Here is a 20,482-nt window from a genome sequence, read left to right as displayed (position 1 = left end):
GGTGGCGTCCTTCGACCCTCATCCTGCTTGCACCTCCTCAGCCCCAAACTGAGTCGTCGGCGGCCTCCCGCGGCGGAGCGCTGCACTGGCATTCCGTCGCATGGCTACTAGAAGAAGGTGACCGCGTATGGATGACCATGGACGCACCAAGCCCACCGCTCCGACCCTTTACGCTCTCGACACCAATGTCCTGATCCACGACCCCAATGCGTTGCTGAATTTTCAGGAACACCACGTGGCCATTCCGATGACCGTGCTGGAGGAACTGGACAAGCTGAAGACCGGAAAGGCAGGCGTCGCCGCCGAATGCCGTCAGGCGATCCGCCTGATCGACAAGATTCTCGGCAGTGCCGCGCCCGACGAAGTTGAGCTTGGCGTACCCATTCAGCGAGAGAAGAGCGGGCCCTGCGGGTTCCTGTCGATTCTCATGAGCAAGAGCGCTTCGCCGATCACCTGGCTGCCGGAAGACCTCAACGACAACAAGATCATCAACCAGCTGGTCGAGCTCAAGTCGCGGCGTCCCGGGGTGGCCGTGGTGCTGGTGACCAAGGACATCAACATGCGCCTGAAGGCGCGGGCCTGCGGCATCGATTCGGAGGACTACCACACCGACCAGTTGGTCGACGACGTGTCCCTGCTGTCCCAGGGCTATCACAGCATGGAGGGTTCGTTCTGGGACCGAGTGAGCACCGTGGAAACCCATCAGGATCACGGCCGTACCTGGCACCGGGTCCAGCTGATCGACAACCTGCCGGCGGTGCATGTCAACGAGTTCATCGTCGACGGGCAGGGCTTCGTCGGCTGGATCAAGGGCATCGAAGCCAGTGAACTGGTGATCCTCGACCTGCACCAGGAACCCTTGATGCACCAGGAGGCCTGGGGCCTGCGCCCGCGCGACATTTACCAGGCCCTGGCGCTCTATGCCCTGCTCGACCCGGACATCCACCTGGTCAACCTGTCCGGCGCCGCCGGTTCGGGCAAGACCATCCTGGCCCTGGCCGCGGCCATCGAGCAGACCATGGTGAGCAAGCGTTACCGGCGCATCATCGCCACCCGCAGCGTGCAGGGGCTGGACCAGGAGATCGGCTTCCTGCCCGGCACCGAGGCGGAGAAGATGGAGCCCTGGCTCGGCGCCATCACCGACAACCTGGAAGCGCTGCATATGGAGGATGAGAACACCCACGGCAGCGTCGACTACATCCTGCAAAAGGTGCCGCTGCAGTTCAAATCGCTGAACTACATTCGCGGGCGCAGTTTCCAGCAGAGTCTGATCCTTATCGACGAGTGTCAGAACCTCACCCCGCACCAGATGAAGACCATCATCACCCGCGCCGGCAGCGGCTCCAAGGTGGTCTGCCTGGGTAACCTGGCGCAGATCGATACGCCCTACCTGTCGGCGCCGAGTTCCGGCCTGACCTACCTTACCGAGCGCTTCAAGGACTTCGAACATGGCGTGCACATCACCCTGCAAGGGGTGCCGCGCTCGATTCTCGCCGAGTTCGCCGAAAGCCACATGTAGCAAAGCCTCCTCTCCATCCACCGCGCCGGGCATTGCCCGGCGCGGCTGTGTTTGCCCCCCGCGCTGCATCCATTACCCGATCCCTGGCATTCACAGGTGCCGAAACCTGACTCGCAGGTTTACAATCGGCCGATACCCGCCTGGAGCAACGCTGTGTTAACCCATCTCGATTCCCAAGGTCGCGCCAATATGGTCGACGTCAGCGACAAAGCGCTGACCGTCCGTGAAGCGGTGGCCGAAGCCCGGGTGCGCATGCGCCCGCAGACCCTGCAGATGATCGTCGACGGCGATCACCCCAAGGGCGACGTGTTTGCCGTCGCGCGTATCGCCGGCATCCAGGCGGCGAAGAAGACTTCGGACCTGATCCCCCTGTGCCATCCGCTGATGCTCACCAGCGTCAAGGTCGAGCTGTCCGCCGAGGGTAGCGATGCGGTGCGCATCAGCGCGCGCTGCAAGCTGACCGGGCAGACCGGGGTGGAAATGGAAGCGCTGACCGCCGCCAGCGTCGCCGCGCTGACGATATACGACATGTGCAAGGCCGTGGACCGTGGCATGGTCATCGAAAGCGTGCGCCTGCTGGAGAAGCTCGGCGGCAAGAGCGGCCACTTCCTGGCCGAGGACGAACAATGATCCGTGTGCAGTATTTCGCCCGCTACCGCGAGGCGCTGGGCCTGGATGGCGAGCAGTTGCGCGACAGTCAGGACTTCGCCACCCTCGACGACCTGCGTCGGCACCTGCTGGCCCGCGGCGGGGTGTGGGAGGTGCTGGCCGAGCAGAACCTGATGTGTGCGCGCAACCAGGAGTTGTGCAGCCTCGACGAACCCCTGGAAGAGGGCGATGAAGTGGCCTTTTTCCCCACCGTGACCGGAGGCTGAGCATGGCCATCCGAGTGCAGCTCGAGGCGTTCGATCCGGGCGCCGAAACCAATGCGCTGCACGCGGCCAACGTTGGCGTCGGCGCGGTGGTCAGCTTCGTCGGCTACGTGCGCGACTTCAACGAGGGCCGCGAGGTCGGCGGCATGTTCCTCGAGCACTTTCCCGGCATGACCGAGAAGGCCCTGGGCAAGATCGCCGAAGAAGCCGGACAGCGTTGGCCGCTGCTGAACATCCAGATCATCCACCGCATCGGTCGCCTGGAGCCCGGCGAGCCGATCGTCTTCGTCGGCACCAGCAGCGCCCACCGCCAGGCTGCGTTCGACGCCTGCGCCTTCGTCATGGACTACCTGAAGACCCGCGCGCCGTTCTGGAAGAAGGAAGACACCAGTGAAGGCCCGCGCTGGGTCGAAGGCCGCGCCAGCGACCAGGATGCCGCCGAGCGCTGGCGCAAGGCTTAGCGCGTCTGGGAGCGCAGTCGCGCCGGTGACAGCGACTCGGCACTGACGCCGAAGCCGGTCAGCTGCGTCGGCAGCGGCTCGCCACGCACCAGGGCGGCGCAGGCCTGGCCCATCGCCGCCGAGGTCTGGATGCCGTAGCCGCCCTGGGCGGCGACCCAGAAGAACCCCGGTACCTCAGGCTCGTAGCCGCCGACCAGATCGCCGTCGACGACGAAGGAGCGCAATCCGGCCCAGCTGTGCTGCGGGCGGTGGATATGCAACTGGGTGGCTTGTTCGATGTGGTAGATCCCGGTGGCGATATCCAGCTCCTCCGGCTGCACGTCGTGGGGCTCGACCGGGTCGGCGTTGGCCGGCGAGCCGAGCAGCATGCCGGCGTCCGGCTTGAGGTAGAAGGCGTCGTCGAGGGCCAGCAGCATCGGCCAGTGCTGGACATCCAGGCCTTCCGGCGGGGCGAAGGTGAAGGCCGAGCGGCGCTTGGGCACCAGGCCCAGGGGCTTGATCCCGGCCAGCTCGGCGACGCGGTCACACCAGGCCCCGGCGGCGTTGATCAGCACCCGGGCACGGTAGCGCCGGGCGCCACACCGCACCTCCCAGGCATCGTCACGGCGTTCGATGGCCGTCACCTCGCTGTCGCAGGTGATCTGCCCACCCTGCTGGCGGATGCCGCGCAGGTAGCCCTGATGCAGGGCGTGGGTGTCGATGTCGGCGGCGGTCGGGTCGTAGAAGGCACCGAATACCTGCTGCCGGCGCAACGCCGGCAGCAGGGCGCAGGCCTGTTCGGGCGTCAGCCGCCGGGTCTCGGCCACGCAGGCCGTGGCGGCCTGGTACTGGCGCTCGAGTTCATCCGGGTCGCCGTTGAAATCCACCGTCAGCTCGCCGCGCGGACTCAGCAGCGGCTGCTCGGCGAAGCCCGGCGGCGGGGCCTCGAAGAAGGGCCGACTGGCGGCGGTCAGCGCCCGCACATGGGGTGGGCCATAGGCCACGGTATAGAGCGCGGCCGAGCGTCCGGTGGAGTGATAGCCGGGCTGCGACTCGCGTTCGAGCACCTGCACCCGCCCGTGGGGGGCGAGCCAGTAGCCGGTGGAGGCGCCGGCGATGCCGGCGCCGATGATCAGGTAGTCCGCGTCATGCATGGCAGGCGCTCCGTGCGTTGCAACGCTGTCGATGATAATCCGTCCGGCATTGGCCGCTAGCGGCGCAGCGCCGGCAGGTAGGCCAGCAGGGTCTTGGGCAGGCGTGCGCGCAGGCCGCTACTGAGTCGCTGGCGATGGCGCTGGTAGAGCAGGCCGAGGCCGATCACCGCCAGGCCGATCAGGCTTAGGACGATGGGGAACAGCAGCGAGTCGGCGAACACCTCGTAGGCCAGGTGGCCCAGGTAGCCCGCCACGCCCAGGGCGCCGAACACCAGGAAGGGCACCCGTCGCAGCAGCACGGCGAGCCCTATCAGCACCAGATTGATCAGGCAGTAGAGCGCCTTGCCCAGCTCGCTGTCGCTGTCCATCAGGCTCAGGCCCCCCCAGAACGCCGCGAGCCCGGCCAGATAGCCCCAGAAGGCGTAATCCTGGCGGGTGCGACCGTCCAGCCAGAGACTGGCCACAAGCAGTGCCAGGCCGAACCAGAGCGAGACCCAGCGGCGCTGATCCCAGTCGAACTCATTGCCATAGGCCAGCTCGGTGAGGTCCATGGACATGAACCAGAGCGCCACCGCGATCGGCATGACGATGAAGGGGAAGGGCAGCAGGCGCAGCATCAGCAGCCCGACCAGCAGAGTCGCCGCCTCCATCGCCAGCCAGCCGCCCTGCACATAGCGGTAGTAATTCTGGTAGTCGAGCTGCTCGTCCTCCAGCGGCCACAGGCCGGTCAGGCGCTGCACGGCGAATACCGCCAGTGGCGTGAGGCTGACCGCCAGGGCGCCGAGCAACCCGCCCGGGATATGCTGGTCATGGCGCCACAGGCCCAGGCCACAGGCGGTGAACGTGGCCATGTAGCCCAGGGCCAGCACCAGCAGGGCGATGTCGCCGACCTGCATCCAGGCCTCGGTCAGCAGCCAGCCCAGGGCACCGATGATCAGCAGGGCGCCACCGTAGTAGCTGACGTGGGCGAGCTGGAAACTGGCGCGCGGTGGCGCGCTTTGCTCGAGGAAGCTCAGCAGGGCCCGGGCCTGGCCGGGCTGCAGGATACCGGCGGCGGTCGCCCGGTCGAGGTCGGCGGCGGTGAGCTTGACGGACATGCTGTGGGTCCTCCCTTTCCCTGATGGACGCCGGTTGCGCCGCTGCGGGGCACAAAAAAGGCGAAGCATCCGCTTCGCCTTTTTGCATGGGCCGTCAGTGCTTGCGCGGCACCGGCTTGAGCAGCTCGTCCGGCGGCATTTCGCAGTTGATCTTGCGGCCGAGCAGCTCTTCGATCGGTGGCAGGGCGAAGGCGTCGTCCTCGCCGGCGAAGCTGATCGAGGTGCCGCTGGTACCGGCGCGGCCGGTACGGCCGATGCGGTGCACGTAATCGTCCGGATCTTCCGGCAGGGTGAAGTTGATCACGTGGCTGATGCCTTCGACGTGGATGCCGCGGCCGGCCACGTCGGTGGCCACCATGACCTTGATCTTGCCTTCGCGGAAACCTTCCAGGGCACGGATGCGCTTGTGCTGCGGCACGTCGCCGGACATCTGCACGGCGCTGATGCCGTCGCGGGTCAGGCGCTCTTCGATGCGCCGCACCTCGTCCTTGCGGTTGGCGAAGACCATGACCCGGCTCCAGTCGTTCTGGGTGATCAGGTTGTACAGCAGCTTGTACTTGTCGGCGCCGGCGACGGCGTAGACGTGCTGCTCGACGGTTTCGCTGGCGACGTTTTCCGGCTCGATCTCGACGATGGCCGGGTCGATCGTCCATTGCTTGGCCAGGTTCATCACGTCTTCGGTGAAGGTGGCGGAGAACAGCAGGGTCTGGCGCTCGCCCTTCATCGGGGTCTGACGGATGATCTGGCGGACCTGGGGAATGAAGCCCATGTCGAGCATGCGGTCGGCTTCGTCGAGCACCATCACCTCGACCATGTCCAGGTGCACCTCGCCGCGCTGGTTGAAGTCCAGCAGGCGGCCGGGGGTGGCGACCAGGATGTCGCAGAAGCGCGACTCCAGTTGCTTGAGCTGCTTGTCGAAGTCCATGCCGCCGACGAACTGCATGACGTTGAGCCCGGTGTACTTGTTCAGCTCGGTGGCGTCCTTGGCGATCTGCACCACCAGCTCGCGGGTCGGCGCGATGATCAGCGCCCGCGGCTCGCCCATGTAGCGCTCTCTCGGCGGCGGGGTCTGCAGCAGCTGGGTGATGATCGAGATCAGGAACGCCGCGGTCTTTCCCGTGCCGGTCTGGGCGCGGCCGATGGCGTCCTGACCCTTGAGGGTGTAACCCAGTACGCCGGCCTGGATCGGCGTGCAATAGGGAAAGCCGAGGTCGTGGATCGCGTGCATCAGCTCGGGGGCGAGCTTGAAATCATGGAAGCGGGTCTTGCCTTCGGCCGGCTCGACCTTGAAGTCTTCCAGCTTCCAGGTGTCGACGGGTTTGGCCGGACGCTCACGGCGCGGCTTGTCGCTGCGGGGCGGCTTGGCCGGTTTGCTCGCAGGTTCTTCGCCGGCAGCGGTGGAGGGCGCCACGTCTTCGGTGCGCTTGGGCTTGGCGGGGCGGCTGGCTGTTTCGTGCGAGGCGTCGTTGCCACGAGGCGTTGCGGGTGTGGCGGGCGTGCTGGGCTGCTCGCCTTCGGCTTTGCCGAACATTTTCTTGAGTGCTTTGAGCACGGTCATCTCATCAATTGGTTAAGGAGTGAACGGCGGCCAGTGTAAAGCAAGAAGCGGGCGCGGCGAAGTACCATGCCGGGCGCACTTGTCAATGCCCGCTGCGCCCCGGGCCTGAAGAGCGCGTGGCGGGCTCCTCGGTCAGTCCTGCGGCAGGCTGGCGAGCAGCAGGCGCTGGACATTGCCGCCCATGATCGCGGCGATTTCGGCGTGGCTGAAACCGGCCGCCAGCAGGCCCTCGGTCAGCTGCACCAGGCCCGTGACATCGAAGGGCGTGTGCACGGTGCCGTTGAAGTCCGAGCCGAGGGCGACATGCTCGACGCCGATCAGCTCGGCGCTGTAGCGGATGGCCTGGACGATGGCCTCCACCGAGGTGGCGCAGACGGCCGTGTCCCAGTAGCCGATGCCGACCACCCCGCCGGTGGCGGCAATGGCTTTGAGGTGCCGGTCGCTGAGGTTGCGCGTGCCGGGACAGGTGCCTTCGACGCCGGTATGGGAGACCAGCAGCGGGCGTTGGGCCATGGCCAGCACGTCGTCGATCAGCGCGCGGGAGGCGTGGGCCAGGTCGATCAACATCGCCTTGTCCTCCAGGCGCCTGATGACCTGGCGGCCCAGGGGCGTCAGGCCACCCTTGTCCAGGCCGTGGGCCGAGCCGCCGACTTCGTTGTCGAAGAAGTGGGTCAGGCCAGCGATGCGAAAGCCGGCGTCGTATAGCCGGTCGAGGTTCTCCAGGCGGCCCTCCAGCGGGTGCAGTCCCTCGGTGGCCAGCAGCGCCGCGACCCGCTGCGGGTCCTGGTGCCAGGCCCGGATGAAGGCGGCTAAATCGCCGCGAGAGCGGATCAGCACCAAGCGTCCATGACTATCGGCTGCCGCCTGTTGCAGCTTGCCGGCCTGGTACAGCGCGCGCTGCAGCAGGCTGTCCCAGGTGGCCTTGGGCCAACGCTGGGCCATGGCCAGCAGGGTGATGTTGTCGCTGTCGGCGCCGTTGCTCTCGTAGTTGAGCCCGCGCGGAGACTTGGTCACGGTGGAGAACACCTGCAGCGCCACGCGGCCATCGAGCTGGCGCGGTAGGTCGGAGTGGCCATAGTCATGGCGCTCGAGCGGGTCGCGCTGCCACAGCAGCGCATCGTCGTGCAGGTCGGCGACGAACAGCTGCTCATGCAATTGTCTGGCGGGTTCGCCGGTCGGGTAGGGCGGCGCACTGGCGACGCTGTTCAGCGTGCGATCGAGCAGGTGCGGCAGGCTGAAGAAGACGAGGGTCGAAAGCGCCAGAAGCAGCAGGGCGATCAGCAGTTTGCGCATGAGCAGGCCATCCAGGCTTTTTGTTATGCCGGGCACTCTACAAGAGTTCGGCGACGGGTGAATGCGAACGCCGGCCAGTTGAATGGCGCTGGATGACGATATAAAGAACGCCGACTGCTCGAGCCTGTGCGCGGCTTGCGACCTAACCCGTCCTGGCTCAACTGCATAGGCAGTTGCGCCCCTGCTGCTTGGCCCGGTACAGCGCGCTGTCGGCCCGGGCGATCAGGCTTTGCAGGCTGTCCTGTTGGTGCATCAGTGCCAGGCCGATGGACAGGGTTACGCCAGGTAGCTCGCCGATCGGCGCATAGAAGGAGGACACCTGTTGCAACGCCTGACGCAGGCGCTCGCCGATGCGCCACGCCTCCTCTTCGTCGATTTCCGGCAGCAGGATGACGAACTCCTCGCCGCCGTAGCGAATCAGGCTGTCCTTGGGGCGCAGTTGCTTGCGCAAGGTTTGGGTGACCAGGCACAGGGCGAAGTCGCCGGCCAGGTGACCGTGCTGGTCGTTGTAGGCCTTGAAGTGATCGACATCCAGCATGAGCATGCTCAGCGGCTGCTGGTTATAGGCGCAGCGCGTGCTTTCACGCTCGAACACATGCTCCAGCCAGCGGCGGTTGAAGGCGCCGGTGAGGGTGTCGATATTGGCGTTCTGTTCGCTGTTCAGCAGCACACGATTACCGCTGCGTACCCGCTGGCAAAGCAGATCGAGCAAGTTGTGCATCAGCTGCGGCGATTGCTGGAATAGCGTGACCATCGACTCCCTGTGCAAGCGCAGCACGCAGCTGGGTTCGCTGGCCACCACATAGGCCGAGGGCGCCTGGTCGTCGATGAAGCTGATTTCCCCGGCGCAGTCGCCGACCGCCAAGGTGCACACCGGATGGCTGTCCAGGGAGCCGAGATAGACCTTGAGCTGGCCCTTGATCAGCAGATAGAGGTGCTGGTTGCGGCTGACGGGGGAGAGCAGTACCTCGCCCGTCTCCAGCTCACAGGCATGAAAGGCCTTGAGCACCTGATCCACGCAGTTGGCGGCGACGTTATTGAACAGTCGCCACTGGCGAACGTGCTGCAGGTCGGCCTGCCAATGCGCCTGATTCATGGCGAGGGCGGACGGCAATAAGAGTGGGTGGGCATCGCAAACACTCCCTGTTGTAAGGCGATTTCCAACCCCGACAGTATGCCGACAAGCCGGGACTGGCAATGCTAAGTGCCTGTCCGCGTGGCCGGCGGCCACGGTTTATGACTAGCGCGTCACGTTTTGGCGCTCCCTGCGCCAGTGGCGCCTGCTCGGGTAGACCTCCGCGCGGCGTTCGTACCCCTTCGCCGTTCTGCGCCGGCTAGGAAGAAGGGCTTTCACTGTCGAGCCGCTGTGCCAGCCACTCGGCGATGTCACGAATCTCCTCGGGCAGTACTTCATGGGCCATGGGGTATTCGCGCCAGGCGACGTCTACGCCCTGGGTGGCCAGGTAGTCATGGGCGGCGCGTCCCAAAGTGGGTTGCACCACGTCATCGAAGGTGCCGTGCAGGCAGAAGACCGGCAACTGCTTTTTGCTGTCGGCGAGGCGGATCTCGTCGGCAAAGGTCGGGGCATAGGTGGACAGCGCCAGCACGCCGCCCAGTGGCCCTTGCCAGCGCAGGAACGCGGCGTGCAGCACCACCGCGCCGCCCTGGGAGAAGCCGGCGAGGACTATCCGCGCCGGGTCTATGCCGCTGTCGCGCTGCGCTTCGATCAGCGCGATCACCTGTTGCGCCGAGGCCTCCAGCTGTTCCTGGTTGATCGCCCGGGCCGGGCTCATGGCCAGGATGTCGTACCAGCTGGGCATCGCCCAACCGCCGTTGATGGTCACCGCCCGGGTCGGCGCCTGGGGCAACACGAAGCGGGTGCTGGGCAGGCGTTCCTGCAAGGCCTCGGCTACTGGCAGGAAGTCGTAGCGGTCGGCACCCAGTCCGTGCAACCAAATGACGCAGGCGTCGGCGCTGGGTGTGGGGTGAAGGATCAAGGGTTCGCTCATGGAGGGCTCCAGACTGGTGCGGTCGCGCGCCTGTGGGGCGTCCGGCGTTCCGCTAAGTGACTAATATGGGAAGAAGATGTCGCAAGGTTACAAGTTTTACGCTTGACCTGTCCGTATGGTGGTAATGGCAAGGTGCTGGTACGGGCCTTGCAGATGCCAACAGGACTGAAGACGTTGCCCGGACGCGGTAACACATTGGCCAGGCCGGGCGCGGAACAGATGGAAGCCAGTTTGATGGGGGTTTCCAAAAAGTTCGCCTAGCATTGCATGTGTGGCGATGAGCAGATGGCTATCCGTCTCCGACCCACTCGACCAGTGGGTGAGCGAGAGTTGTGTGGCTGAAGGAAGATTCGCCAACTAGACTCTCGCAGAGGTCTGATCCGCCTGTTTGACGCGTTGCTGCCGACGCGTTCGAGATGCCCCACAAGGGCAAGGTGGTAGGGCCGAGACTCCAACACAACAAAAGCAACTGGAGGTTTTGATGAAGATGGTGAAATCCACCCTGGCGGTACTGACTACCGCAGCCGTACTTGGGGTCAGCAGCTTCGCGCAGGCGGGCGCTACCCTGGACGCGGTGCAGAAGAAAGGCTTCGTGCAGTGCGGTATCAGTGATGGTCTGCCTGGCTTCTCCTATGCGGATGAGAAAGGCAACTACCTGGGCCTCGACGTTGATGTGTGCCGTGCCGTGGCAGCTGCCGTATTCGGCGACGCAACCAAGGTCAAGTACAGCCCGTTGACCGCCAAGGAGCGCTTCACCGCGCTGCAGTCCGGCGAAGTCGACATCCTCTCCCGCAACACCACCTGGACCAGCTCGCGCGACTCGGGCCTGGGCCTGAACTTCGCCGGCGTCAACTACTACGACGGCCAGGGCTTCCTGGTGAACAAGAAACTCGGCGTTTCCAGCGCCAAGGAACTCGATGGCGCCACCGTCTGCATCCAGGCCGGTACCACCACCGAACTGAACCTCTCCGACTACTTCCGTGCCAACGGAATGAAGTACACCCCGATCACCTACGACACCTCCGACGAGAGCGCCAAGTCGGTGGAAGCCGGTCGTTGCGACGTACTGACCTCCGACCAGTCGCAGCTGTACGCTCAGCGCATCAAGCTGGCCGCGCCGGAAGAGTACGTGGTGCTGCCGGAAGTAATCTCCAAGGAACCGCTGGGGCCGGTCGTGCGTCAGGGTGACGAGGAGTGGTTCGACATCGTGCGCTGGTCGCTGTACGCCATGGTCAACGCCGAAGAACTGGGCATCGACTCGAAGAACGTCGAAGAGATGGCCAAGTCGACCAAGAACCCGGACATCGCTCGCCTGCTGGGCGCCGAGGGTGAGTTCGGCAAGGACCTGAAGCTGCCGAAAGACTGGGCGGTGAAGATCGTCAAGCAAGTGGGTAACTACGGCGAGAGCTTCGATCGCAACGTCGGTGCCGGCAGCGAGCTGAAGATCGAGCGTGGCCTCAACGCCCTGTGGAACAAAGGTGGTCTGCAGTACGCACCGCCGGTGCGCTGACCGTCCTTGCCGATGGCCCGTCCTGGGCCATCGGCATCGTTCTGTGAAGTGAACCCCTGGCCCGCCGGTGCGGGCCGGGGAGTTCCATGAGGGCTCCTATGCAAAACACCGCAGATACCTCGCACCCCAAGGGTTCGGTCTGGACCGATCCCAAGGTACGCGCATGGATATTCCAGATTCTTGCCGTCATCGCCGTGATCGCGATCGGCTGGTACTTGTTCGACAACACCCAGACTAATCTGGAGAAGCGCGGCATCACCTCCGGCTTTTCCTTCCTCAACAACAGCGCGGGCTTCGGTATTGCCCAGCACCTGATCGATTATTCCGAGAGCGATACATACGGACGCGTATTTGTTATCGGCTTGCTCAACACGCTGCTGGTGTCGATCATCGGTATCGTGCTGGCGACCATCCTGGGGTTCATCCTCGGCGTCGCGCGGCTGTCGCACAACTGGCTGATCAGCCGGCTGGCCACGGTCTACATCGAGACCTTCCGCAACATTCCGCCGTTGCTGCAGATCTTCTTCTGGTACTTCGCGGTCATGCTGTCCCTGCCCGGGCCTCGGCAGAGCCTGGAGGTCGGCCAGTCCTTCTTCCTCAACAGTCGCGGCCTCTATATGCCGGCGCCAGGCGCGTCGGACGCCTTCGGCACCTTTATTGGCGCGGTGCTGATCGCCATCGTCGCTACCGTGCTGATCGGGCGCTGGGCCAAGGCCCGCCGCGAGGCGACCGGCAAGGTCTTCCACGTGTCGATCGCTGCGGCGGCGCTGATCATCGGGCTTCCAGGTCTGGCGATTGCGGTGACGGGTAATCCGCTGGTATGGAGCATGCCCGAGCTGGCCGGCTTCAACTTCCGCGGCGGCTGGGTGATGATCCCCGAATTGATCGCGCTGACCCTGGCGCTGACCATCTATACGGCTGCCTTCATCGCCGAGAACGTGCGCTCCGGGATCATGGCGGTCAGCCATGGCCAGAGCGAGGCGGCCCACTCCCTGGGTCTGAGTCGCGGCCTGACGCTGCGTTTCGTGGTGATCCCCCAGGCGCTGCGGGTGATCATTCCGCCGCTGACCAGTCAGTACCTCAACCTGGCGAAGAACTCCTCCCTGGCGGCCGGCATCGGTTATCCCGACATGGTCTCGCTGTTCGCCGGCACGGTGCTCAACCAGACCGGCCAGGCGATCGAGGTCATCGCCATCACCATGAGCGTGTACCTGGCGATCAGCATCAGCATCTCCATGCTGATGAACTGGTACAACAAGCGCATCGCGCTGATCGAGCGGTAAGGAGCAGCCCATGCAGACTCATACTTTCAAACCGGACATGCCGCCACCGGTGCTGAGCGTCGGCGTGCTCGGCTGGTTGCGCGCAAACCTGTTCTCCAACTGGTTCAACACGCTGCTGACCTTCGTCGCCATCTATCTGGTCTGGCTGATCGTGCCGCCGATGATTCAGTGGGCGTTCCTCGACGCCAACTGGGTCGGTACCACACGTGCGGACTGCACCAAGGAGGGCGCCTGCTGGGTATTCGTGCAGCAGCGCTTCGGCCAGTTCATGTACGGCTTTTACCCGGAGACCCTGCGTTGGCGTGTCGACCTGACGCTGTGGATGGCGGTGATCGGGGCGGCCCCCCTGTTTATCCCGCAGATGCCGCGCAAGGCTGTTTACGGCCTGAGCTTTCTGGTCGCCTATCCGCTGCTGGCCTTCTGGCTGCTGCATGGTGGCTTCTTCGGCCTGAGCGAGGTGGAAACCAGCCAGTGGGGCGGCCTGATGCTGACCCTGGTGATCGCTGCGGTCGGCATTGTCGGCGCCCTGCCACTGGGCATCGTGTTGGCACTGGGGCGGCGCTCGGACATGCCGGCGATACGCGTCATCTGCGTGACGTTCATCGAGTTCTGGCGCGGTGTGCCGTTGATCACCGTGCTGTTCATGTCCTCGGTGATGCTGCCGCTGTTCCTGCCTGAAGGCATGCACTTCGACAAGCTGGTGCGCGCCCTGGTCGGGGTGATCCTGTTCCAGTCGGCCTACATCGCCGAGGTGGTACGCGGTGGCCTGCAAGCCATCCCCAAGGGGCAGTACGAGGCGGCTGCAGCCATGGGCCTGGGTTATTGGCGGATGATGGGCCTGGTGATTCTGCCGCAGGCGCTGAAGCTGGTAATCCCCGGCATCGTCAACACCTTCATTGCGCTGTTCAAGGACACCAGCCTGGTGATCATCATCGGTCTGTTCGACCTGCTCAACAGCATCAAGCAGGCGACCACCGACCCAGCCTGGCTGGGCATGGCCACCGAGGGCTATGTGTTCGCCGCGCTGATTTTCTGGATTTTCTGTTTTGGCATGTCCCGCTACTCCATGAATCTGGAGCGTAAGCTGGACACCGGCCACAAGCGTTAGGAGTTTCGACATGAGTGAAGCTATCAAGCAATCGATCAGCGCCGCGCCGGGAATCATCCAGATGGACGGCGTGCACAAGTGGTACGGCCAGTTCCATGTGCTCAAGGACATCAACCTGAACGTGCAGCAGGGCGAACGCATCGTCCTCTGCGGGCCGTCCGGCTCGGGCAAGTCCACCGCCATCCGCTGCCTCAACCGACTGGAGGAGCACCAGCAGGGGCGCATCGTTATCGATGGCACCGAACTGACCCACGACCTCAAGCACATCGAGGCGGTGCGCCGCGAGGTTGGCATGGTGTTCCAGCACTTCAACCTTTTTCCGCACCTCACCGTGCTGCAGAACTGCACTTTGGCGCCGATGTGGGTACGCAAGATGCCCAAGCGGGAGGCCGAGGAAGTGGCCATGCATTACCTGGAGCGGGTGCGCATTCCGGAGCAGGCGCTCAAGTATCCCGGGCAGCTGTCCGGGGGCCAGCAGCAGCGCGTGGCGATCGCCCGGGCGCTGTGCATGAAGCCGAAGATCATGCTGTTCGATGAGCCGACCTCGGCCCTCGATCCGGAGATGGTCAAGGAGGTGCTGGACACCATGGTGGGGCTGGCCGAAGACGGCATGACCATGCTCTGCGTGACCCACGAGATGGGTTTTGCCCGTACCGTGGCCAACCGCGTGCTGTTCCTCGACAAGGGCGAGATCGTCGAGGAGGCGGATCCGGACACCTTCTTCACCAACCCGAAGAACGAGCGGACCCAGCTGTTCCTCAGCCAGATCCTGCACTGATCGACTCGCAGCAAGAAAAGGGGAGCCTCAGGGCTCCCCTTTTTCTTTGCCTCAAGCCTGCTCTTGGCGGTCTCAGTTCGCCTGACGCAGGCGCCGGCGAAAGGCTCCAGGGGTTTCCCCGCAGAGTTGCTTGAAGCGTTTGGCGAAGGACGCACGGTCGGCGTAGCCGACCAGCTCGGCCACCTGCTCCAGGGAACATGCCGGGTTGCCCAGGGCGCGCTGCGCGGCGGCGATACGCAGGCGCTGCAGATAGTCGTTGGGCGTCAGGCCCGTGCCCGCCCTGAAGCGCCGCAGCAGGGTGCGCGGCGAGCAGTTGGCCAGGGAGGCCAGGCGGTTGAGGTCGATCGGCTCGGCGTGATGCTGATGTAGCCAGTGCAACAGCGGGCCGAGCTGTGCGTCTTCGCGGCTGAGCTGGGGGAGCAACGGGGCGAAGCGCGATTGCTGGCCGCGCGGGCTGTCGAATACCAGGGCGTTGGCGACCCGTCGCGCCAGGTCGTCGCCGGCATGCCGAGCGACCACGGACAGGCACAGGTCCTGGCCGGCATGGGCACCGCCGGAGGTGAGCAGGTTGCCGTCGTGGCAGAGCAACTGCTCGATGTCCAGCTCAACCCTTGGGAAGCGTCTGCGGAACGCGTCGGCCAGTGCCCAGTGGGTGGTGGCGCGACGCCCGTCGAGCAGGCCGGCGGCGGCGAGCAGAAAGGCGCTGCTGCACAGGCTGGCGACCTGCTGGCGCGCGGGGCGCTGCGCCAGCCAGGGCAGAAATGCTGCATTCGCCGCCAGGCTGGCGTCGATGGCGCTGCCGGTTGCCGGCACTATCAGCAGGTCGGCGCGGGCCGCCAGCTCCAGGCCGCCGTCGACCCGGATACGGGCGAACTCCAATTCAACCGCCTGGGCATCCAGGCTGAAGCGACGCGGGTTGAACAGTGCTTGTCCGGCCAGGCGGTTGGCCAGGGCGAAGGTGTCGTGAGCCATGCTCAGGCTGGAGCACAGCGTCTGTGGGCAGACATGGAGCGCGATCTCGAGCATGGGGGCGAGCCTTGGCAGCAGGTTGGCGATTATTGCCACATTGTTGTCCGTTTCGCCAATCGCGGTACCGCCAATGCATGACCATACTGGTGGCGTCTTGTTTACGGAGCCGGGCCGATGAGCCATGCCAATGCCGAGCTGATCACGCACTTCTATCAGGCCTTCCAGCAACTGGATGCCGAAACCATGGCCGCCTGCTACGCCGAAGGGGTGCGCTTCAGCGACCCGGTGTTCGAAGACCTGCGCGGCGCCGAGGCGGCCGATATGTGGCGCATGCTCGCGGCGCGGGCCCAGGATTTTTCCCTGACCTTCGACCAGGTGCAGGCGGACGAACATGAGGGCCGTGCGCGCTGGGTCGCCCGTTACCTGTTCAGCCAGACCGGCAGGCACGTGGTCAACCGGATCGAGGCCCGCTTTCTTTTCCGCGACGGCAAGATCATCGAGCACCATGACAGTTTCGACCTGTGGCGCTGGTCGCGTCAGGCTCTGGGGCTCAAGGGGTGGCTGCTGGGCTGGGCGCCGCCGGTGCAGCAGGCCATTCGTCGCCAGGCCCTCAAGGGGCTGGCGCAGTTCAGGGCGGCGCGTTAGGTAGGCGGCGGTCGGCTTCCTAGGTTGTGTGCTGGCGCAGTGGTAATCTCTGTGCCCCGTGCTTTCATCCGATATAGGCGCAGCGTGCAAGGTTGCGCTGTCCGATGAGCATGAGCGCCGCCCTCCAGGAAGCCCGACCGTGAATGAACTGTTGCTATCCCTAGACAAGGCCAAGGCCTGGACCGTGCACGCGATGACTGCCAGTGGGGTCATTCTCGCGTTGCTGGCGCTGGTCGCGGTGCTCGATGGGCGGCCCGAGGTGTGTCTCCTGTGGCTCGGTCTGGCGCTGCTGATCGATGGCCTGGATGGCACCCTGGCGCGCAAGTTCGACGTCAAGGGGGTGCTGCCGCATTTCGATGGGGTGACCCTGGACCTGGTGATCGACTACCTCACCTATGTGTTCATTCCGGCGATCTTCGTCTACCGCTTCGTGCCCTTGCCCGACTACACCCTGCTGCCGGCTGTCGGGCTGATTCTGCTGTCCTCGCTGTTTTGCTTCTGCAACGTCAACATGAAGAGCAAGGACAACTACTTCGTCGGCTTTCCGGCGGCGTGGAACGTGGTGGTGGTGTACCTGTACCTGTTGGACTTCTCGCCCTGGTTGAGCGTTGCCACCATCCTGCTGCTGTCGGGCCTGACCCTGACGCGGATGAAGTTCCTCCACCCGTTCCGGGTACGCCAGTTCATGCCGATCAATATCACGGTCACCCTGGTGTGGATGCTCGCCTGCGGCTTGCTGATTGTGCAGTATCCGGTCAACCCGACCTGGCTGCTGGCGGTCTGGTTGCTGGCATCGGCCTATTTCGTCGGCATCTGCCTGTGGCGTACGGCCCGGGAGTGGTTTGCGGTCGATGACTGAAGCCTGCGACAAGACCTGGTTCGTCTACCTGGTGCGTGCCGCTAACGGCGCGCTTTACTGCGGCATCAGCGACGACCCACAGCGCCGCTTCGCCCAGCATCAGAGCGGCAAGGGCGCGCGGTTCTTCCACTCCAGCCCAGCGGAGGCACTGGTCTACACCGAGGCCTGTGCCGGCAAGGGGGATGCGCTGCGCCGCGAGCGCGCCATCAAACGTCTCGGCAAGGCTGCCAAGGAAACCCTGGTGGCCACTGCCGGCGCTATCGGTGCAGTTGATGAGGCGCTATCAGGCTAGCCGGGTAGGCCGGCGCGGCGCAGCCGGCTAAGCTTGAACTTTATCCACGCGTTGCGGAGCCCTTCATGCACGAGCTGATCTTGCACCATTACCCGACCTCGCCGTTCGCCGAGAAGACCCGCCTGATGCTGGGCTTCAAGCAGCTGTCCTGGCGCTCGGTGATGATTCCGCCGCTGATGCCCAAACCGGACCTGACCGCGCTGACCGGTGGCTATCGCAAGACCCCGGTGCTGCAGGTCGGTGCCGACATCTACTGCGATACCGGCGTGATTGCCCGCCGCCTGGAGGCGGAAAAGGCCATTCCGGCGCTGTTTCCCGAGGGCCAGGAGTTCAATGTCGCCAGTTTCGCCCAATGGGCCGATACGCTGGTGTTCCAGCATGCGGTGAGCCTGGTGTTCCAGCCCGAGTCCGTCGCCGCGCGTTTCGGCTCGCTGCCGCCGGAGTTCCTCAAGGCCTTTGTCGCCGACCGCAGCGCTCTGTTCAGCGGCGGTCAGGCCACCCGCTTGCCGCTGGAGCAGGCCAAGCACCAGTGGCCGGGCCTGATGGCCCGCCTGCACCAGCAGCTGGCGCGGGAGCAGGGCGATTTTCTGTTCGGCGAGCCGTCGCTGGCTGACTTCGCCATGGCCCATCCGCTGTGGTTCCTGCGTGGCACCCCGGTGACCGCGCCCCTGGTCGACGACTACCCGGTTGTAACCGCGTGGCTGGCCCGGGTGCTGGGCTTCGGTCACGGCTCGCTCAGCGACATGAGCGCCGACGAGGCCATCGCCGTGGCGCGCGAGGCTACGCCGGCGGCGCTGCCGGATGAGGCCTTCGTCGACCCCAACGGCTTTCAGCCGGGCCAGCAGGTGGCGATCGCTGCCACCGACTACGGCGTCGACCCGGTCGAGGGCGAGTTGCTGTTCTGCGGCAGCGAGGAGTTGATCCTGCGCCGGGAAGACCCGCGTGCCGGCTGCGTGCATGTACATTTCCCGCGCATGGGCTTTCGCATCGAGGCGCGTTAGCAGAGGTCGCAGGGCTCGCGCGGTCGGGGTCCAGGCTGACGGCAGGTCAAGCGGCGACTAGGGGCTGGCGCAGAGGGCGCAGCGCGCTGGCGCCTTTGCCTGGCGCAGATCGGGCAGTTGCGCGGCGAGGGTCTGGAAATGTTCCAGGCGCTCGTAGCAGAGCACCAGTTCGGCACCGGTACGGCTGTACCAGGCATCCGGTGCGCCGCAATTGGCCAGGCGCAGCACCAGGTCGCGCGGTAGGCGGTAGGTCTCGCTGGCGCGACGGGCGATCGCCTCCACCTCGCCGGAGCGGCGCAGCTGTTCGAGCAGGTACTGACCGCTACGCAGACTCGTTGGTTCGTAGACCACCCGAATGACATGGCCGTCGGCCTCGCCAGGGCGGCGTCCGTGCTGCAATTCGACCCAGGCCAGGGCTTTGCGTACCTGGGCGTACTCCTGATCGCAGTAGAGCGCGCGTTCCACCGGCAGGCCGGTGACCTTGGGCACCCATTCCAGGCGATCCGGATCGCTGCCGTAGATCAGGCAGGCCAGGTTGTAGAAGCGCTGGGCGTCCAGGCCGTGGCTACCCCAGACATAGACCTCTTCGGACGCCGGTTTCGGCCGCTGCCATTCCAGGCGCCAGTAGTCGGCGACGTCCAGCAGCTTGGCGTAGAAGCCGGCGTCGCGTTGGCGTCCGGAGGAGAGGAACAGGCTGATGAAGCCGAGCTGATCGGCGGCGTCCTCTTCGCGGCCGAGGACCGGCAGACCCAGTTCGGCGATCAGCAGGTGGCCCATCTCGTGCAGCAGGGTGAACTCCACGTTCACCGCGACGAAGCGCGCGGTATCGCTGCGCAAGGCCGCCGGCGGTGGCTCATCCGAGCTCATGAGGGGCACCGGGGTGGCCAGGAGCGTCAGGCACAGCAGCCCCTGCATGAGCCAGTGGCGGTCATGCGAGCGCATGCTTGCCCGGCGGCGGGGGAACTTCATTTCCGGTTCCTGGCGACAGAGGCTGGACCCCGATCCTCTGACTCTAGCTCAGCCTGGCGCGCCGGGGGTCAGTCCTTGCGCCGCTTCAGCTGATCGGTCAACTGGGTCGGCAGGTTGCGGATGATCAGGGTGTCCTGGGCTTCGTCGTATTCGATCTTCGAGCCCAGCAGGTGCGACTCGAAGCTGATCGACAGGCCTTCGGCGCGCCCGGTGAAGCGGCGGAACTGGTTGAGGGTGCGCTTGTCCGGCGGGATCTCCGGGGACAGGCCGTAGTCCTTGTTGCGGATGTGCTCATAGAACGCCTGGGGGCGCTCCTCGTCGATCAGTCCGGACAGTTCCTGCAGGGTCATCGGCTCGCCCTGCTTGGCCTGGCTGCTGGCGTAGTCGACAAGGGTCTTGGTCTTCTCCCGCGCCGCATCTTCCGGCAGGTCCTCGCTTTCCACGAAGTCGCTGAAGGCCTTGAGCAGGGTGCGGGTCTCGCCCGGGCCGTCGACGCCTTCCTGGCAGCCGATGAAGTCGCGGAAGTATTCCGAGACCTTCTTGCCGTTCTTGCCCTTGATGAAGGAGATGTACTGCTTGGAGTGGGCGTTGTTGCGCCACTCCGACAGGTTGATCCGAGCCGCCAGGTGCAGCTGGCCAAGGTCCAGGTGCTTGGCCGGGGTGACGTCCAGCGCGTCGGTCACCGCCACCCCTTCGCTATGGTGCAGCAGCGCGATGGCCAGGTACTCGGTCATGCCCTGCTGATAGTGGGCGAACAGCACGTGCCCGCCGACCGACAGGTTGGACTCCTCCATCAGCTTCTGCAGGTGCTCGACCGCCTGGCGGCTGAAGGCGGTGAAGTCCTGGCTGTCCTCGACATAGGCCTTCAGCCAGCCGCTGAACGGGTAGGCGCCGGACTCCTCGTGGAAGAAGCCCCAGGCCTTGCCCTGTTTGGCGTTATAGCTCTCGTTGAGGTCGGCGAGCATGTTCTCGATGGCCTGGGAGGCCCCCAGCTCAGTGTCGCGGGCGTGCAGCACGGCGGGGGTGCCATCGGGCTTCTTGTCGATCAGGTGGACGATGCAGTGGCGGATCGGCATGGGTGACTCTCTTGGCAAGCTTCAGCGGTAAGCGGGGGCGTGGCAGTGCG

Annotated in this window: 21 protein-coding genes; 12 read left to right on the top strand and 9 right to left on the bottom strand. The window is 65.2% G+C overall.

Going from position 1 to position 20,482, the window contains the following annotated elements:
• Positions 1-127 precede the first annotated feature (127 nt).
• From KDW96_RS06970 to moaE, 4 genes are all read left to right on the top strand, one after another.
• Entirely contained in the window at positions 128-1,519 is a 1,392-nt protein-coding gene (locus KDW96_RS06970) for a PhoH family protein (protein ID WP_255839707.1), read from the top strand.
• A gap of 153 nt (positions 1,520-1,672) precedes the next feature.
• Positions 1,673-2,149: a cyclic pyranopterin monophosphate synthase MoaC gene (gene moaC / locus KDW96_RS06965; RefSeq protein ID WP_255839706.1), complete on the top strand. Its 477-nt coding sequence runs from the start codon at positions 1,673-1,675 to the stop codon at positions 2,147-2,149.
• Positions 2,146-2,394 carry a MoaD/ThiS family protein gene (locus KDW96_RS06960; RefSeq protein WP_255839705.1) on the top strand — a complete coding sequence of 83 codons (249 nt, stop codon included), beginning with the start codon at positions 2,146-2,148 and terminating at the stop codon, positions 2,392-2,394. Before moaC ends, KDW96_RS06960 begins: the two co-directional genes overlap by 4 nt.
• A 2-nt stretch (positions 2,395-2,396) precedes the next feature.
• On the top strand, positions 2,397-2,852 hold the full coding sequence (gene moaE / locus KDW96_RS06955; protein ID WP_255839704.1) for a molybdopterin synthase catalytic subunit MoaE: 456 nt from the start codon (positions 2,397-2,399) through the stop codon (positions 2,850-2,852).
• Here the strand turns inward: moaE and KDW96_RS06950 are convergent.
• From KDW96_RS06950 to KDW96_RS06925, 6 genes are all read right to left on the bottom strand, one after another.
• Complete coding sequence (locus KDW96_RS06950) at positions 2,849-3,985, bottom strand: NAD(P)/FAD-dependent oxidoreductase (RefSeq protein ID WP_255839703.1); 1,137 nt, start codon at positions 3,983-3,985, stop codon at positions 2,849-2,851. The genes moaE and KDW96_RS06950 overlap by 4 nt on opposite strands.
• A 56-nt stretch (positions 3,986-4,041) precedes the next feature.
• Entirely contained in the window at positions 4,042-5,082 is a 1,041-nt protein-coding gene (locus KDW96_RS06945; protein WP_255839702.1) for a DUF2157 domain-containing protein, read from the bottom strand.
• A 94-nt stretch (positions 5,083-5,176) separates the two neighbouring features.
• Positions 5,177-6,634 (bottom strand): ATP-dependent RNA helicase RhlB, encoded by a 1,458-nt coding sequence (gene rhlB / locus KDW96_RS06940; RefSeq protein ID WP_255839701.1) that lies wholly within the window; start codon positions 6,632-6,634, stop codon positions 5,177-5,179.
• 138 nt (positions 6,635-6,772) lie between these two features.
• Positions 6,773-7,933: a dipeptidase gene (locus tag KDW96_RS06935; protein WP_255839700.1), complete on the bottom strand. Its 1,161-nt coding sequence runs from the start codon at positions 7,931-7,933 to the stop codon at positions 6,773-6,775.
• Between the two features lie 157 nt (positions 7,934-8,090).
• Positions 8,091-9,029, bottom strand: a complete 939-nt coding sequence (locus tag KDW96_RS06930; protein WP_255839699.1) for a GGDEF domain-containing protein — start codon at positions 9,027-9,029, stop codon at positions 8,091-8,093.
• Between the two features lie 238 nt (positions 9,030-9,267).
• On the bottom strand, positions 9,268-9,942 hold the full coding sequence (locus tag KDW96_RS06925) for an alpha/beta hydrolase (RefSeq protein ID WP_255839698.1): 675 nt from the start codon (positions 9,940-9,942) through the stop codon (positions 9,268-9,270).
• 481 nt (positions 9,943-10,423) lie between these two features.
• On the opposite strand from KDW96_RS06925, the gene KDW96_RS06920 reads away from it, so the two are divergent.
• The 4 genes from KDW96_RS06920 (at position 10,424) to KDW96_RS06905 (ending at position 14,621) form a co-directional block, all read left to right on the top strand.
• Positions 10,424-11,452: an amino acid ABC transporter substrate-binding protein gene (locus tag KDW96_RS06920; RefSeq protein ID WP_213641076.1), complete on the top strand. Its 1,029-nt coding sequence runs from the start codon at positions 10,424-10,426 to the stop codon at positions 11,450-11,452.
• A 98-nt stretch (positions 11,453-11,550) separates the two neighbouring features.
• A complete protein-coding gene (locus KDW96_RS06915; protein WP_255839697.1) occupies positions 11,551-12,735 on the top strand; it encodes an amino acid ABC transporter permease in 1,185 nt (394 codons plus the stop codon).
• 10 nt (positions 12,736-12,745) lie between these two features.
• The gene (locus KDW96_RS06910) at positions 12,746-13,843 is read left to right on the top strand and encodes an amino acid ABC transporter permease (RefSeq protein ID WP_255839696.1); all 1,098 of its coding nucleotides are present in this window, start codon (positions 12,746-12,748) and stop codon (positions 13,841-13,843) included.
• 10 nt (positions 13,844-13,853) lie between these two features.
• Entirely contained in the window at positions 13,854-14,621 is a 768-nt protein-coding gene (locus KDW96_RS06905; protein WP_213641073.1) for an amino acid ABC transporter ATP-binding protein, read from the top strand.
• 72 nt (positions 14,622-14,693) lie between these two features.
• On the opposite strand, the gene KDW96_RS06900 is transcribed toward KDW96_RS06905, so the two are convergent.
• A complete protein-coding gene (locus KDW96_RS06900; protein ID WP_255839695.1) occupies positions 14,694-15,647 on the bottom strand; it encodes a GlxA family transcriptional regulator in 954 nt (317 codons plus the stop codon).
• 117 nt (positions 15,648-15,764) lie between these two features.
• On the opposite strand from KDW96_RS06900, the gene KDW96_RS06895 reads away from it, so the two are divergent.
• From KDW96_RS06895 to KDW96_RS06880, 4 genes are all read left to right on the top strand, one after another.
• Positions 15,765-16,235: a nuclear transport factor 2 family protein gene (locus KDW96_RS06895; protein WP_255839694.1), complete on the top strand. Its 471-nt coding sequence runs from the start codon at positions 15,765-15,767 to the stop codon at positions 16,233-16,235.
• A gap of 193 nt (positions 16,236-16,428) precedes the next feature.
• Positions 16,429-17,094: a phosphatidylcholine synthase gene (pcsA, locus tag KDW96_RS06890; RefSeq protein ID WP_370295437.1), complete on the top strand. Its 666-nt coding sequence runs from the start codon at positions 16,429-16,431 to the stop codon at positions 17,092-17,094.
• Positions 17,087-17,386, top strand: coding sequence for a GIY-YIG nuclease family protein (locus tag KDW96_RS06885; RefSeq protein ID WP_255839692.1), 300 nt, complete (start codon positions 17,087-17,089; stop codon positions 17,384-17,386). Before pcsA ends, KDW96_RS06885 begins: the two co-directional genes overlap by 8 nt.
• A gap of 65 nt (positions 17,387-17,451) precedes the next feature.
• Complete coding sequence (locus tag KDW96_RS06880; protein WP_255839691.1) at positions 17,452-18,387, top strand: glutathione S-transferase family protein; 936 nt, start codon at positions 17,452-17,454, stop codon at positions 18,385-18,387.
• 57 nt (positions 18,388-18,444) lie between these two features.
• Here the strand turns inward: KDW96_RS06880 and KDW96_RS06875 are convergent, their stop codons facing one another.
• Both KDW96_RS06875 and yejK read right to left on the bottom strand, forming a co-directional pair.
• Positions 18,445-19,356 (bottom strand): DUF4344 domain-containing metallopeptidase, encoded by a 912-nt coding sequence (locus tag KDW96_RS06875; protein WP_255839690.1) that lies wholly within the window; start codon positions 19,354-19,356, stop codon positions 18,445-18,447.
• Positions 19,357-19,424: 68 nt separating this feature from the next.
• Positions 19,425-20,432 (bottom strand): nucleoid-associated protein YejK, encoded by a 1,008-nt coding sequence (gene yejK, locus KDW96_RS06870; RefSeq protein ID WP_255839689.1) that lies wholly within the window; start codon positions 20,430-20,432, stop codon positions 19,425-19,427.
• Positions 20,433-20,482 lie beyond the last annotated feature (50 nt).

It is taken from the genome of Pseudomonas benzenivorans (assembly GCF_024397895.1).
Lineage (GTDB): Bacteria > Pseudomonadota > Gammaproteobacteria > Pseudomonadales > Pseudomonadaceae > Aquipseudomonas > Aquipseudomonas benzenivorans_A.
This window is presented reverse-complemented; position numbering and strand designations above follow the sequence as displayed.